Raw genomic sequence first — 13,995 nt, 5'->3', positions numbered from 1 at the left:
TTTCCCTAACCCCTGACCCCTAACCCCTATTTCCTATGTCTGAAATAGAAACGCTTCCAATTATTCAATTAGGCGATCGCATACTACGTCAAAAAGCTTCAGCAATTGAAAATATCCATGACGATCGCATTCAAAAACTGATAGATGGTTTAATAGCAACAGTTGCTAAAGCGAATGGTGTAGGAATTGCTGCACCCCAAGTTGCAGAATCCTTACGTTTATTTGTTGTTGCTTCTCGTCCCAATCCCAGATATCCAAATGCTCCAGAAATGGAACCAACTGCTATGATAAATCCCAAAATTATTGCACATTCCACCGAGGTTGTGAAAGGTTGGGAAGGTTGTTTGTGCGTTCCGGGAATTCGCGGTTTAGTTCCTAGATATCAAGCAATTGAAGTAGAGTATCTGGATAGAAATGGCAAACTTCACAAAGCAGAACTCACAGATTTTGTAGCTCGAATTTTTCAACACGAGTTCGATCATCTAGATGGTATAGTCTTTCTAGACAGACTCGAAAGCACCCTAGATATTATGAGCGAGCAAGAATATCAAAAGCAAATCGTTCAACATCCTCAATGAGGGTGTACTCTTTAAAATTTTTAACGGGGGATTCCGATGTTTCTGTCACGTCGCTCCAGGAAGTCTGGATTGGCAGATTCATCGGCATTTACTGCGGGCAAAATACTGAAATTCTTTTCTTGGCTTGCAATGACTCTAGAAAACAGGACTTCATAATTTCTTAAAGCTTGCTCAAAAGAATAATGCTCAATAGCAAACTGTCTGCCTTTATTCCCAAGTTGAGTAGCCACGTTAGGATTGTTATACAGGTATAGCACCGCTTTGGCTAAAGCATCTGGTGACTCTGGAGCGACAACTATACCTCCACCACTTTCGGTTACCGATCGCGCTGCTGTACCTGTAGCTGGAACGCTCGCCAATATCGGGCGACCGGAAGCTAGTAAGAGTGGAATTTTAGAAGGCATATTGAAAGAAATGACATTGCTCTTTTGCACGACTAACCCAACATCGGCGGCGGCTAACATTTCTGGCAGTTTTTCCCTGGGCTGTAACGGTACAAGTAAAACATTAGTAGCCTGAGATGCCAAACAGTATTTTTGCAGCCACTGGAGGGCTTTTGATTCACCCGCGATCGCAAAGACAATTTCTGGAATGTGGCGCAAAGAAATTGCTGCTTCGATGACTGTTTCCAAACCTTGCGTCAGTGCAATATTGCCCGAGTACATCACCACAAATTTTCCTTCAAGCTGATGTTCAGCCCGAAAATAGTTCTTCTCTTTTGGTAGAGGGCGGACGAAGTTGACGTTCACCCAATTGGGGATACAAACTATTTTTTGGATAGGAACTCCCTTACTGACTAAATTCTCTAAAAAGCCATGAGCAATGACACTAATGGTATGGGCGCGTCTGTATGCAAACTTCTCTAAAGCTTCTAAAGCGCGAATCATCAACTTGTTTTTCAACAGCCCAACGCGTACAGCCGCCTCTGGAAGAATATCTTGTACGTTCAGTACCACCGGACAGTTATACAGCCAACTCAGTAGGCTAGCGGGTAATGATACCAATAACGGAGGTACTGTCAGAAGAATTACATCGGGTCGCCAGCCGTTTAACGCTTGCGGTATGCTTGTAAACACAAAACTCAATTCTAGTAACAGTCTATCCAGCAAATTTGGTTTGGATTTAATACGTAAGTAGGAACGCTGGATAGTGACACCATTTTTCTGTTCTGTTACGTACCACTTTCCACGATAACCCGGATAGATTTCTCTCTGTGGGTAATTGGGCATACCCGTAATAACCCTGACTTGATGACCTTGCTTGACAAGCCCTTCTGCCAGTTCGGTCATCAATGGAGCTATTCCAATGGGTTCTGGATAGTAGTTGTAGGAGTAAATCAGAATATGCATTATTTATGAGTCAATTCTGTGTGTACTACAAAAAATTCATGTTCCGCTTGATTCATTACAGAGTCACCCTTACTATGAATTAGTGTTTGTTAATTCATTTATGAACTTCAAGAACTGCGGTACGGAATGGTATTAGCACGGTATTCCTTATCTACAATACTACTCAGTACATAGTTGTTAATCTACACAACGGTCTATTTTAAAGATACCTGAGGTTCGGGTTTGCTCCGTAAAGTTTTGCTATAGCTGCGCTACTGCCTAAAGGCAGAACGCTATGGGGAAATTAACTATAAATAGAGCTTAATTTAAATTATTTAACAATTCAGTTTTTTGACCACACTTGGTAGATACACGAGAAATAGTAACATCAGTGTGGTAGTATCTCGTATAATTTAGCGCTTCTTTCATAAAATCTTTATACTATATAGGTATCCTAAATTGTTTATGAAAATTTTGAATAGGTAGGGAAGACAGCCCATCAGATCCAACTTTGCTAGACAATGCCTACCCCATGCATATTTCAAAAATAAAATAGAATACCCAGAATTTTTACTCAACATTAACTACCCCACCGCATGGCGGGTTGGGAATTCCGCGAATGTGTTAAATGCCAAATCAAATAGGTTTTATCAATTAAGATTTTTCTAACTCCCTTCCGCGACAAGATTACCGACCCGATACTGCGTAGGTTTTGCATAAAAACACGCAATTACGTAGGTTGCGTTGAGGAACGAAACCCAACATTTATCGGCATTTGTTGGGTTTCGCACACGGGTTTTCCCCTACTACAATTTCTCTCAGCCCTTGCAGTATTGATTACCGACCTTCTTTTACTCTTTCTTCGTGTCCAATGCGATCGAGTGCGGTTCATTCATGTAGTAATCTTCGGGCGGGAAGGAGTAAACAATACCAGCCACACCACCTAAAGGTTTTTTATTCTTACCTTTACCCTATTCAGATAAACAACTCGTAGGAGGGACGAGTTGCGCTATATCCAAACAATATATTATTTCTTACTATTCCTATTAAACAAACCAATTTTCTATTTGAAGCTCTTGAAAAGAAACATAATCTGATACATTGTTTGTTACTAAAATCAGTCCATTTACTTTTGCGATAAGCTGAGTACAGCTTGCGCTTCGCGAAAGCTGCAATTTGCCCATCTGGATAAGCAGGCGGTTTTCCAATAGCTATCAATCGCGCTCTTTCCAAAGCAAACCATTCAGCAGCAGCTACGTCATAGGGTAAGATAGGAAAATTTGGTTGAACTATTTCCTTAAGATAACGTTCAATTCTCTCTCGTTTCCTAGAAGCAGGCAGACGATAGCAACCAAATAGCAGTTCATGCCAAGTAACTGAAGCAATTGCAAGTTCCCTTTCATGTATTTGAAGCCTTTGAATAACTGTTGGATTTGGGTACAGCCTCAACGATTCAGAAATGATGTTCGTGTCAAGTAAAAACTGACTCACAGAGTAACCTCACGCCCAGGAGACCGATCGCGCACATCCTTCCAGACTTCATCAGGATTAATTTCGATTCCTTCTTCAATCATTTCTTGCCGAAATTGCTGTAAAGATTCCCAAAAATTTGGCTTTTCTGACAATAGACGCTCGTATTCACCTACAGATAGGATCACAGCAACTTGTTGTCCCTGGCGTATAATTTGTACTAATTCACCTTGTTCGACCTCCTGAACAATCCTAGCCAGATTTGTAGAAATTTGTTCAATAGAATACTGTTGAGACATAGTGCTTTTATCTCTCTATATAGAGGATTATCTTGATATTATACTCCATATTGAATTTTAGAGAAAATTTTGAATTAAGATAAACACAGATGTCTCTTTCAATCTTACCTACTAAGACAACCTTGGTATTGTTCTGGCTTTAAGCGTTGTAGATCTGGGCTTTGCCAAGAACTGTCAAGACTGATATTGGTAATTTTGGAGTGACAAGGAAGCATATTAAGAAGCAGCTGGGATACTAAAGCAGTTCAAAATTTGTCAAATTAAAATAAAAGTTGATGTTTTATGCAATTAGAAGACTACTTTGAATTTATTTCGGCTGATGATATCCGGGTTAAAGGAACGCGAATTGGGATTGAGCATATTCTTGATGAATATATTTATAGTGCTAATGGGAGATTGGTTAGATTTCACCCTCAAGGCTGAAGCAGAGTATGACAAAAATCCTTCATCTACAATCATCAGGTTAAAAGAGTTAAAGCCACGGTTAATTTGTACAGTGCGTAATTCCTCATAATCTAATCTTTACCTCTTCGCGCCTTTGCGCCTTTGCGTGAAGCTCAAAAATATCTCAACATCAACAAGAGAACTCCCCCCGTCAGTAGCAAACAAACAACACCCGCCACACCAGCCAAGGGTTTTTTATTCTTACCCGTCACCCACTCAGATACACAACCCGTAGGATTAACAAGTTGTGCTGTATCCAAACATGCGATCGCCCAAACCCATCCCGCATGCAGTCCCCAAGCCAAGCCGATACTACCCCCATCCGTAAACCGTGCTAATACCAACACCATTCCCATTAACCAAAGACCGGGTAATTGCGGAATAGTTTCTTGCTGCTCCCAAACCAGATGTAGCAGGGCAAAAATTAAGCTTCCGGCGATCGCAGCTATCCAAACAGAGCTATCCAAGTCCAGTTCTCTCAAGAGAAAACCGCGAAAAATTAACTCCTCCACACCACCTACCAATAAAGCAACTAACAATACAGGTAGTAAAATAGGTCGCACTTGCTTGAGGTTTGTTTCTTGAAACGCATACCACCCCAACCATATTTGACAAGAAAACACCACTGCAATACCCAACACTCCCAACGCTAAACCTAAGGCTAAAGAATAAAAAGTTGCAAGATTTCCTGAAAATCCATACTCAGAAAAGGAAGTTTTTGTCAACCAACTTGTACCCCAAAGCATGAGGGGGGCTAGGAGGTAGAGAGGAATAAGTAGGGGTAACTTTTGTTCTGGTTGTAGAGGTTGAAAGGGTTTCCATTTCATAGCGATCGCTGATATTACCGCTAATGGTATCCAACAGATAATCCACGAAAGAAAAAAAGCCATCACAACAAATAATGCATCTGCATCTTGTAATGATGGCTCAAATAATACTATGACATCGCGCCAAAAAATACGACAGACTTGTTGCATATCATATCTCTCGCTCAGCAGAACAAAAACTTTCCAATGATAATGTGTGAATTACAAGGTGAAATATAAAGTATTTCATACTTTTCTATCATACTTCATCTTTCTTTTATCTTTCACACTTTACCTTTTTGAGCTTTTGCCTATTCTTAACCAAGCTTTTATCAAAATTTCTTATAGCTGCAACAGTCTCATCGTTTTATTTTGTACGAAGTTTTTTATTTTGTCAGGAAAATTTACATTTTTTCTACATCATCGGCGTCAGTCATCAAGCTTTTGCTCTAAACTTGCCTCTACTATAAAAAAATTTAATCTTCCTCTTCATCCTCATCTTCATCCTCATCAAAGTCCTCTTCGTCTTCGATATCCTCTTCGTCTAAATCCGAATCATCCGACGAGAGCAACTTCTTATCAGCGTCGATTTGAATTAGGTGAATATGCTTGTATCCTAACTTAATTTCAAACTCATCACCTGACTTTAAGCCCATTGCTTTGGTGTAAGTTGCACCAATTACAATCTGACCGTTTTGGTGTACGCTGACTCTGTATGTCGGTTCGCGTCCGCGACCATCTTTTGGTGCTTCTGGGCTTAAGGGAATTCCCCTAGCTGACAGTAAAGCATCATAAAAATCAGTCAGGTTGACGCGGACTTGGTTATTTTTGGTAACTGTGTAGTAACCGCACTGCTTGGCTCTTTCTCGCCGTGGTAAATTGGATAGTTCTTTAACCTTTGCAAGCAGTGCTTTACCGGTTAATGGTGCGGTTGCAGTTTCAGTCATTATGCTCCAAAGATCCTCACTCTCTCCGAATTGATAAATTTTGTCTTTTTGCCAGTATTTGGCTTTTTTACATCTACACAGCGCTACTCAAAACCTTTATACGGGTAGCCTAAGAACCTTTATTATGGTTATCCGCAACACTCCAGATATGTCACGATTGTCACAGGCATTTATTTTGGTAGTTTTACGGCACTTTTAGCCATCATTTGCCATCCGAAATGAAATCAATCTTTCTTTTGGCACTGCTGTAGCGGTGTCACTTCCGACCACCTTTACAAATTGGGGAGCCAGAACGTGGTGAGGAATTTCTTCCAACTTTATTGCCACGCTCGTTTGACCCCTAATAAGTCATGAACCCAAGAAAAAGCGGTCTTTCCACTTTTCTAGCTTTGCTTTTTTGGCTCTGAGACGAAAGGTTTTCCCCATTCGTACTCGCAAGCTTTTGACAGCAAAAGTAGCTTTTGGGAGGTTGTGCAGATGTAAACCCTTTTATCCTACCAGTAGAGATAAGAAATTTCCGCTCTCTACAATATTACTAAGAAACAAAGCAGTAACAGCCGCACATCTATGGCGATTGATACTGGTTTTGTTGCTTTGTAATTTCATATTAAATACTAGCATGGTTTAATAATAGCAAAATACTTGTTTAAGTTTGAATTAAACTTGCCGCACAAACTTTTATCTTAATCCCTACCCTTGGGATGAGTATTCCTGTACGAGTTTTAGAAAAATTCATTGAATTTAGACATACAGTTTTGTGCAATGAGTGCAAACCAAGAGTTTCTTGATTATGAGGTCACAATGTTCATATAATGCCGGTTAACAATTCTATATAACCAAAAAAGTGCTGGTGTGGCATTGCAAAGTAGGTTTTTTGAGGTGAATGGCTCTCACTTGTGTTTACATCAAGATACAGTTATAACCGATAGAGGCATTTCGCAACAAATATTTTTAGTTAGGGGATAGGGTGAGTCATTATCCTTAATATCCCTGTTGTCCCCTTACCCCTCTCCCTATGACCCAATGGATGGTAACCTATTCAGGGAAGTTACAATTCAAATTTTCGCGGCTATCCTTATTATTGTAGAGAGCGGAAATTTCTGGTCTTTACAATCGTCAGTATATTAACAGCTAGCTATGAATGAAGGACACCTTGGTGGATCTCGTTTGTGGAAGGAGCGCCATTAAGTGAGAAAAATTTCATAAGCTAGGTAGAAGTTCTTTATTAATAGTGGTAATGGAAGTTCTTTTTAAGGTCATACGGCAGCAACAAAATTCCTCCCCTATGGTAAAAACCTACGTTTTGGATGTTGAACCAGGAAACACCATCCTCGATTGCCTAAATCGTATTAAGTGGGAGCAAGATGGAACTTTAGCATTTCGCAAAAATTGCCGCAATACAATTTGTGGAAGCTGTGCTATACGAATAAATGGGCGCTCGGCTTTGGCTTGTAAAGAAAATGTTGGTGGTGAAATTTCCCACAAGCAAGCAGCCCAAACACCAGGAAGCCCTACAAATGTTATCCCAGAAATAACAATAGCACCACTGGGTAATATGCCTGTTATCAAGGATTTAGTAGTGGATATGACCAGTTTTTGGGACAACTTAGAAGCGGTGGCTCCCTATGTGAGTACAGCAGGGCGAAGCGTACCAGAAAGAGAGTTCTTACAAACACCACTAGAGCGATCGCGTCTCGATGAAACTGGTAATTGTATCATGTGTGGAGCGTGTTACTCGGAATGTAACGCTCGTGAAGTGAATTCAGATTTTGTCGGTCCCCATGCTCTTGCCAAAGCATACCGCATGGTAGCAGATTCTCGCGATAACAAAACCGAAACTCGATTAGAAGAATATAACGAAGGAACTAAAGGAGTTTGGGGTTGCACTCGCTGTCTTTACTGCAATTCTGTTTGTCCGATGGGTGTTGCACCGTTAGATCAAATTACTAAAATCAAACAAGAAGTTCTCGATCGCAAACAAGCAACTGACAGCCGTTCCATTCGTCACCGCAAAGTGCTAGTGGAGTTAGTCAAAGAAGGCGGTTGGATCGATGAACGTCAGTTTGGTTTACAAGTTGTCGGCAATTACCTGAGGGACTTAAAAGGATTGTTGAGTATTGCCCCTCTCGGTTTGCGAATGCTCGCCCGCAGAAAATTTCCACTATCATTTGAACCTTCCGAAGGCACTGAACAAGTTAGATCTTTGATTGAAGCAGTGCAGAGACTGGAGACTGGGGAGTAGAGAGACAAGGGGGACAAGGGGACAAGGGAGACAAGGGGGACAAGGTAGACAAGGTAGAAGAAGAATTCGTTCCAATTCCCAATCCCTACTCCCCAATCCCCAATCTACTGAGGCTCTTGAGGTATATTTAAACGCTGCCCGGAACGGTTATAAACTAAAATATCCCATTGACCATTTACGCTAGATTCAAAGGCAATCCGACTTCCATCAGCGCTAATCGTTGGATTGCGAACTTCTGCTTGCAAGTTCGCAGTTAAATTGCGTAATTGACGCGTTTCTCGATCGTAGAGGAAAATTCCCGACCGCCCCTGACGGTTAGCACACAAAACAATATAGCGCCCATTTTCAGCCACAGAGGGATGGGATGCGATCGCATCAAAAGAATTTAACCCAGGTAAATCAACCAAATTATTCGTTAGCCTGTCAAACATATACACATCTTGGCTACCCATGCGGTCAGTCGTAAAAACAACATAGCGTTTGGAAATTTGTGGATTTAACTCCGATCCCAAGCTGTTAAGACTGCGCCCTCCAGGATCGACAGGATAGTTCAACAAGCGAGGGTAGCCAACACAACCACCCAACAAACTGGCAATAGTAAATATTATGAATGGCATTGAGCGTTGGGCATTGGCATTGGGCATTGGGCATTAGTATGAATTATTATTCTACCTTGTCTCCATGTCCCCATGTCCCCATGTCCCCCATGTCCCCATGTCCCCCTTGTCCCCCTTGTCCCCTTGTCCCCCTACCCCCCCAATCCCGTTACAGTAGCCCCATTATCAATATCTAACTCAATATCTAGTCCTCGGTCTAGGACTTCAATGTCCCACTGACCGCGACTTGCGGATTCAAAGACAACATAGCGTCCATCGGGGCTGATACTTGGGTTTCTCACCCAACCGCGATAGATTGGTGTGAGGATTTGCGACTGTTGCGTTGCGCGATCGTAAAGCGCGACAACTGGTCTGCCTTGGTCACTGGTAATGTAGGTAATATAACGTCCCGTGTAACTGAGACTGGGGCTTTCTACAATGGTTTCAGGTCGATTTAAGCCCGGTGTATTCATAAACTGTTGTTGTTGCAAGTCATACAACAGCACTTGATGACTGCCATTGCGATTGGATACAAATGCCAAAAAACGACCATTTCCACTCAACGCTGGTTGCTGTTCGGTATAACGGCTGTTGAGAGAAGTTGGTCCTACAGGAAGGTCATTGTAACTGCAGGATACAAGCATACCTGCTAATGTTAAACAAAGACTCCAACGAATTTGTCTTTGGAGCCGAAATCTAGGTGTAATCTTTTTCACCTTAACTGTTTTCTGTTGCTTTTGTTTGCAACTTTTCCTCAGATCTATTTAAACATCATCATCAAAATTTACTGAATTATCTTGTTCGTCACTTGGGCGATTTGGGCGGTCAAGCGGACGTTCAAGAGGTTTGTAATCTACGTAATCCGTGGCGATCGCATCATCATCTTGACCTTCAACTCGATAGGTTGAATCACTGGGGGGACGACGCCTTCTCGATCTGGAAGGAACATCATCTTCTGTCGCTGTTGGTCGAACCGGTCCGTTAGTACTGCGCCGAGAAGGTCTTTTTTCTTCACCCGGAGAGTTATCCCAATCATCGACTGCTGGTTTAGATGAAGTACCCCAATCCTCATCTTCAAACCTTTCAGATGTGCGTGTGGGACGAGAATTGCTCCGACGGCGAGGTTTGTCCATATTCGATCTTTCGTTACTGCTGCTGCGACGTTCTATGCGGCGTGGCGCTTCATCATCGTAGTAATCATCACGAGATGAGCGAGAATCCCTGCTACCTGGAATTCGTCTTGGTGGCGCTTCGTCTTCCTCATAGTAAGGCAGGGGATCTAAATCAGCTTCCATTTCTGCCTTGTATTTTGGTCTTCTAGTGTATGAAGGGCGATCGCTCACCTCTCGTTCATCATCCACAATAGGAGTGTTGCGCTTGGCTTGTTGTGTGGCGATCCCCCGCAAGCGAATACTTTCAACTGCGAAAAATATCGTCGATCCCGCCAAAAGCAACTGACCAAATTGTAGAATTGGGTCGAGACGCCATCCTTGGAATATAAGAATAAAGCCGCACAGCAAACCTACAGCCGCAAAAAAGATATCTTGGTCGCGGGAAAGCTCTGGGCGCACTGAGCGAAGAAAATAGAGTGCTGCCCCAGCCACAGCCAGGAAGATTCCCAGAACACTGGCTGAGTTCGCCCCAAAATTTACCTGAGCCAGAACACTGGCTGAGTTCAGCCCGAACATTAGCATTGCTGTTTACCTAATAACAAATCTATGTTAACGAGTTAAAACTTAAAACTCTACTGTAACTGGTTACTATATATTATTGCTATGTCCAAGCGAAATTAACCCATTCCAAAAAATTTTTCCCGTTTCACATACCCGATACTTTACTGTAATTGGGCATATTTAAAGAAGAGACGCAGTTACCTGCGTCTCCCAAACCATTTTCTCACTTGAACGAGCGAGTGTTTCACACTTGTTGAAATCTTTTATGAACGCTCGATTTTATCTTTTTGGCTAACAAAAATTAATCCTACTGTCACAGGGATAACGACAATAGCAGTACCCCAAACGAGACTCCAAAGAAAATTTGATAAAGAGGGTGTCATAGATTTCAACCTTTTTTTACATAATCTACTTCAATTTTAATACTGTAGCAGATTCTTGAGAAGCTACCTAGCTGTGACTGAGGGCAAGTTTTCGACCTATTCCAGGGAAGCAACAAGTGGAGAAAACTGAAGTCAAAGAATTAGAATAATAGAGAGTGCTTTACAAAGCTTAAAATCTTACCGCTTTTGCTCTCATTTTTTCTCTATTCTGATGGAAGAGTCAAGCTGATATCATGACTGGTGCTACCCTTGCTATTTGGATTCTCGGTCCGGTGTTAGGGCTGATGACGTTTTTGTTTATTATTCGCATTGTTCTGACTTGGTATCCTCAAGCAGAACTGAATCGTTTTCCTTTCAATGTGGTAGCTTGGCCCACTGAACCTTTTTTAGCCCCATTGCGAAAGATAGTACCGCCTTTAGGTGGAGTAGACATTACTCCTATCATTTGGGTTGGGATTTGCAGCTTACTGCGAGAAATTTTGTTAGGTCAGCAAGGGCTGCTGATTATGCTCGATCGCAGTTAGTGGTTAGTTGTTAGTGGTTAGTTGTTAGTTGTTAGTTGTTAGTGGTTAGTTGTTCCACTTCCCACTAACCACTAACTACCAACCACTAACCACTACCGATTATCCAAGCCCTTTCATTTCCTGTATAAAATTGGTATAGACATTTCCCTGTAGAAACTGGGGATATTCCATAATTTTCTGATGGAAACTAATTGTCGTTGGCAAGCCGGTAATGGCGCATTCTCGCAACGCACGCTTCATACGCTTGATAGCTGTGGAACGGTCTGGACCCCAAACAACTAACTTGCCAATGAGGGAGTCGTAGTATGGGGGAATTTGATAATCAGTATATACGTGGGAGTCAATTCGGACTCCGGGACCCCCAGGGGGAAGGTAACCACTGATACGTCCGGCTGCGGGGCGAAAATCGTGTTCTGGATCTTCAGCGTTGATACGGCATTCGATCGCATGACCCCTCAAGATGACCTGGTCTTGCTCGAGCGTCAGTCTTTCTCCTTGAGCAATACGGATTTGTTCGGCTACCAAGTCTATACCCGTAATCATCTCCGTAACGGGATGTTCAACTTGAATCCGGGTATTCATTTCCATAAAGTAAAACTGACCCGATCTATCTAAGAGAAATTCGATAGTCCCCGCCCCACTGTAATTAATAAATTGACATGCTCTAACAGCTGCTTGTCCCATTTTTGAGCGCAATTCTGAATCTAAAGCGGGGCTGGGTGCTTCTTCTAAAAGTTTCTGATTGCGACGCTGAATCGAGCAATCGCGTTCGCCCAAATGAATTACGTTACCGTAGTTATCAGCCAATACTTGAAATTCAATATGGCGGGGACGCTCAATAAATTTTTCTAAATAGACTCCGGAATTACCAAATGCAGCTCCGGCTTCGCCTTGCGCTGCTTGAAAAGATTTGATAAATTCACTCTCAGAACGCACCAAACGCATTCCCCTACCACCGCCACCAGCTGTGGCCTTAATCATAATAGGGTAGCCGATTTTTTGGGCAATAGCTAATCCTTCGTCTTCCGACTCTAGCAAGCCATCACTACCCGGTACTGTAGGGACACCAGCCCTTTGCATGGTATCTTTTGCCGTAGATTTATCACCCATTAGCCGTATTGCTTCGGGAGAAGGACCAATGAAAGCAATGTGATGATCGGCACAAATTTCTGCAAATCGAGCATTTTCTGCCAAAAAGCCGTAACCAGGATGAATAGCACTAGCATTACGTGTCAAAGCAGCAGCAATAATATTAGGAATATTCAAATAACTTTTACTGCTAGCCGCTTCTCCAATACAAACCGCTTCATCAGCTAATTGAACGTGCAGAGCATTTCGGTCTACGGTGGAATGTACCGCAACTGTCGCAATCCCCATTTCCTCACAAGCGCGGAGAATGCGAAGAGCGATTTCTCCCCGATTGGCAATTAATATTTTGTCAAACTTCATCTTCTAGAAATTGATATAAGTTCGTAGATTGACATTAATCTGCCGTCAAAGTTGAAATTACGCAGAGCCTCATCTCACTTGTTCGGCAGGATAGAACCAACTCACATCCCCGTCAGGAGGGCGAGAATTTGGCTTTTTGCCTCTATAGGTTACAAGAGAAGTGCGTTTTCAGCCTCCCAGTATAGTGTTTATAAGTGTAAGAGTATTGTGCGCCATATGGCACTTACACTCAATAACATTAAAATTAGTTCATTCCCTAAGAAAAATTTTCTGTATTTTGGGTGGCATCTCAACCAAATCCGTTTTTGTTATGCTATAGTCAATACGATGAACCTTGCGGATGTGGCGGAATTGGTATACGCGCACGTTTGAGGGGCGTGTGGGCTTCCCTTGCGAGTTCGAGTCTCGCCATCCGCATTAATCAGTGAACAGTAACAAGTGACCAGTAACTGGCTGATGTGGGTCATTGTTATTAAGCAATATGGCGTTGCATAATAGAGGGAGGATTTGAGGTGTTCTACTATGCAATGTCCATACTGCGAGTCTACGGAGATTCTGAAAAACGGCAAGCGAAGAGGTAAACAAAACCACAAGTGTACTAATTGTGGTCGTCAATTTATAGATGTTTACAGTCCGCCGAGAGGGTACTCAGATGAAGTAAAAAAAGAATGTTTAAGATTATACGTAAATGGCATGGGATTCCGAGCTATCGAGCGAGACAAAGGGGTTCATCATACGACCATAATTAACTGGGTTAAACAAGTTGGCTCGCAACTTCCAGACGCACCGGAATTTCAAGAGATACCAGAAGTTGGTGAATTAGATGAGCTAGAAACCTTTGTAGGGTCAAAAAAAACAAAGTTTGGTTATGGACAGCGGTAAATCATTTTCGCCCAGGAATTTTAGCTTGGACTCTTGGCGATCGCAGTAGTGAAACGTTTAAATTTTTGTGGAACATTGTTTCTTGTTGGGAATGTTATTTTTACGTAACAGATGGTTGGGTAGTTTACCCTTGTTTTATTGATCCAGGCGACCATATTGTTAGTAAAACCTATATGACTAGGGTTGAAGGCGAAAATACTCGCCTACGTCATTATCTGGCAAGATTACGGCGAAAAACACTATGTTATTCAAAATCCGTGGATATGCTTAAACACTCAATTAGATTACTACTTCATTACTTAAAGTATAGAGAATTACCCGTATTTACCTAATCATCCCGCATTTATGCAACGCCAGCAATATAATGAGAGATT

At 42.0% G+C, this 13,995-nt stretch carries 15 protein-coding genes, 1 tRNA gene and 1 pseudogene; 6 read left to right on the top strand and 11 right to left on the bottom strand.

Translation table 11 applies throughout. The features are described from left to right. Positions 1–35 precede the first annotated feature (35 nt). Complete coding sequence (def, locus tag F7734_RS20385; RefSeq protein ID WP_155746386.1) at positions 36–578, top strand: peptide deformylase; 543 nt, start codon at positions 36–38, stop codon at positions 576–578. A 20-nt stretch (positions 579–598) separates the two neighbouring features. On the opposite strand, the gene F7734_RS20380 is transcribed toward def, so the two are convergent. The 3 genes and pseudogenes from F7734_RS20380 to F7734_RS20370 all read right to left on the bottom strand — a co-directional run bounded on the left by F7734_RS20380 (position 599) and on the right by F7734_RS20370 (position 3,675). After that, the gene (locus F7734_RS20380; RefSeq protein WP_155746385.1) at positions 599–1,927 is read right to left on the bottom strand and encodes a glycosyltransferase family 4 protein; all 1,329 of its coding nucleotides are present in this window, start codon (positions 1,925–1,927) and stop codon (positions 599–601) included. Positions 1,928–2,952: 1,025 nt separating this feature from the next. Next, positions 2,953–3,397: pseudogene (locus tag F7734_RS20375) on the bottom strand (type II toxin-antitoxin system VapC family toxin). Continuing rightward, complete coding sequence (locus F7734_RS20370; RefSeq protein ID WP_155746384.1) at positions 3,394–3,675, bottom strand: type II toxin-antitoxin system prevent-host-death family antitoxin; 282 nt, start codon at positions 3,673–3,675, stop codon at positions 3,394–3,396. Before F7734_RS20370 ends, F7734_RS20375 begins: the two are co-directional and overlap by 4 nt. Before the next feature lie 282 nt (positions 3,676–3,957). On the opposite strand from F7734_RS20370, the gene F7734_RS62140 reads away from it, so the two are divergent. Further along, the gene (locus tag F7734_RS62140) at positions 3,958–4,098 is read left to right on the top strand and encodes a hypothetical protein (RefSeq protein ID WP_207714156.1); all 141 of its coding nucleotides are present in this window, start codon (positions 3,958–3,960) and stop codon (positions 4,096–4,098) included. Between the two features lie 134 nt (positions 4,099–4,232). On the opposite strand, the gene F7734_RS20360 is transcribed toward F7734_RS62140, so the two are convergent. The 3 genes from F7734_RS20360 to F7734_RS65420 all read right to left on the bottom strand — a co-directional run bounded on the left by F7734_RS20360 (position 4,233) and on the right by F7734_RS65420 (position 6,199). Continuing rightward, positions 4,233–5,096, bottom strand: a complete 864-nt coding sequence (locus tag F7734_RS20360; RefSeq protein WP_155746383.1) for a CPBP family intramembrane glutamic endopeptidase — start codon at positions 5,094–5,096, stop codon at positions 4,233–4,235. Between the two features lie 305 nt (positions 5,097–5,401). Continuing rightward, a complete protein-coding gene (locus F7734_RS20355) occupies positions 5,402–5,872 on the bottom strand; it encodes an AbrB family transcriptional regulator (RefSeq protein ID WP_038084075.1) in 471 nt (156 codons plus the stop codon). A gap of 195 nt (positions 5,873–6,067) precedes the next feature. After that, complete coding sequence (locus F7734_RS65420) at positions 6,068–6,199, bottom strand: hypothetical protein (protein WP_279239743.1); 132 nt, start codon at positions 6,197–6,199, stop codon at positions 6,068–6,070. 910 nt (positions 6,200–7,109) lie between these two features. Here F7734_RS65420 and F7734_RS20350 point away from each other — a divergent pair. Further along, complete coding sequence (locus F7734_RS20350; RefSeq protein WP_155746382.1) at positions 7,110–8,114, top strand: succinate dehydrogenase/fumarate reductase iron-sulfur subunit; 1,005 nt, start codon at positions 7,110–7,112, stop codon at positions 8,112–8,114. Positions 8,115–8,218: 104 nt separating this feature from the next. Here F7734_RS20350 and F7734_RS20345 read toward each other — a convergent pair whose 3' ends face one another. The 4 genes from F7734_RS20345 to F7734_RS20330 form a co-directional block, all read right to left on the bottom strand. Next, entirely contained in the window at positions 8,219–8,758 is a 540-nt protein-coding gene (locus F7734_RS20345; protein WP_166482021.1) for a PD40 domain-containing protein, read from the bottom strand. A gap of 104 nt (positions 8,759–8,862) precedes the next feature. Beyond that, positions 8,863–9,426: a PD40 domain-containing protein gene (locus tag F7734_RS20340; protein WP_166482020.1), complete on the bottom strand. Its 564-nt coding sequence runs from the start codon at positions 9,424–9,426 to the stop codon at positions 8,863–8,865. A gap of 48 nt (positions 9,427–9,474) precedes the next feature. After that, the gene (locus F7734_RS20335; protein WP_155746380.1) at positions 9,475–10,404 is read right to left on the bottom strand and encodes a Ycf66 family protein; all 930 of its coding nucleotides are present in this window, start codon (positions 10,402–10,404) and stop codon (positions 9,475–9,477) included. Between the two features lie 242 nt (positions 10,405–10,646). Next, positions 10,647–10,766, bottom strand: a complete 120-nt coding sequence (locus F7734_RS20330; protein WP_155746379.1) for a photosystem II reaction center X protein — start codon at positions 10,764–10,766, stop codon at positions 10,647–10,649. Positions 10,767–10,999: 233 nt separating this feature from the next. Here F7734_RS20330 and F7734_RS20325 point away from each other — a divergent pair, with 233 nt between their 5' ends. Beyond that, positions 11,000–11,290 carry a YggT family protein gene (locus F7734_RS20325; RefSeq protein WP_155746378.1) on the top strand — a complete coding sequence of 97 codons (291 nt, stop codon included), beginning with the start codon at positions 11,000–11,002 and terminating at the stop codon, positions 11,288–11,290. Positions 11,291–11,389: 99 nt separating this feature from the next. On the opposite strand, the gene accC is transcribed toward F7734_RS20325, so the two are convergent. Then, positions 11,390–12,739, bottom strand: a complete 1,350-nt coding sequence (gene accC, locus F7734_RS20320) for an acetyl-CoA carboxylase biotin carboxylase subunit (protein WP_155746377.1) — start codon at positions 12,737–12,739, stop codon at positions 11,390–11,392. A 336-nt stretch (positions 12,740–13,075) separates the two neighbouring features. Between accC and F7734_RS20315 the strand changes: the two genes are divergently transcribed. Both F7734_RS20315 and F7734_RS20310 read left to right on the top strand, forming a co-directional pair. Then, positions 13,076–13,156 (top strand) — tRNA-Leu (locus F7734_RS20315). A gap of 105 nt (positions 13,157–13,261) precedes the next feature. Continuing rightward, positions 13,262–13,953, top strand: a protein-coding gene (locus F7734_RS20310) for an IS1 family transposase (protein WP_155744830.1) whose coding sequence is annotated in 2 segments (ribosomal slippage) — positions 13,262–13,597 and positions 13,600–13,953 — 690 coding nt in all. Because the reading frame shifts where the segments join, the coding sequence is not laid out codon by codon here. Positions 13,954–13,995 lie beyond the last annotated feature (42 nt).

It is taken from the genome of Scytonema sp. UIC 10036 (genome assembly GCF_009725235.1).
This window is presented reverse-complemented; position numbering and strand designations above follow the sequence as displayed.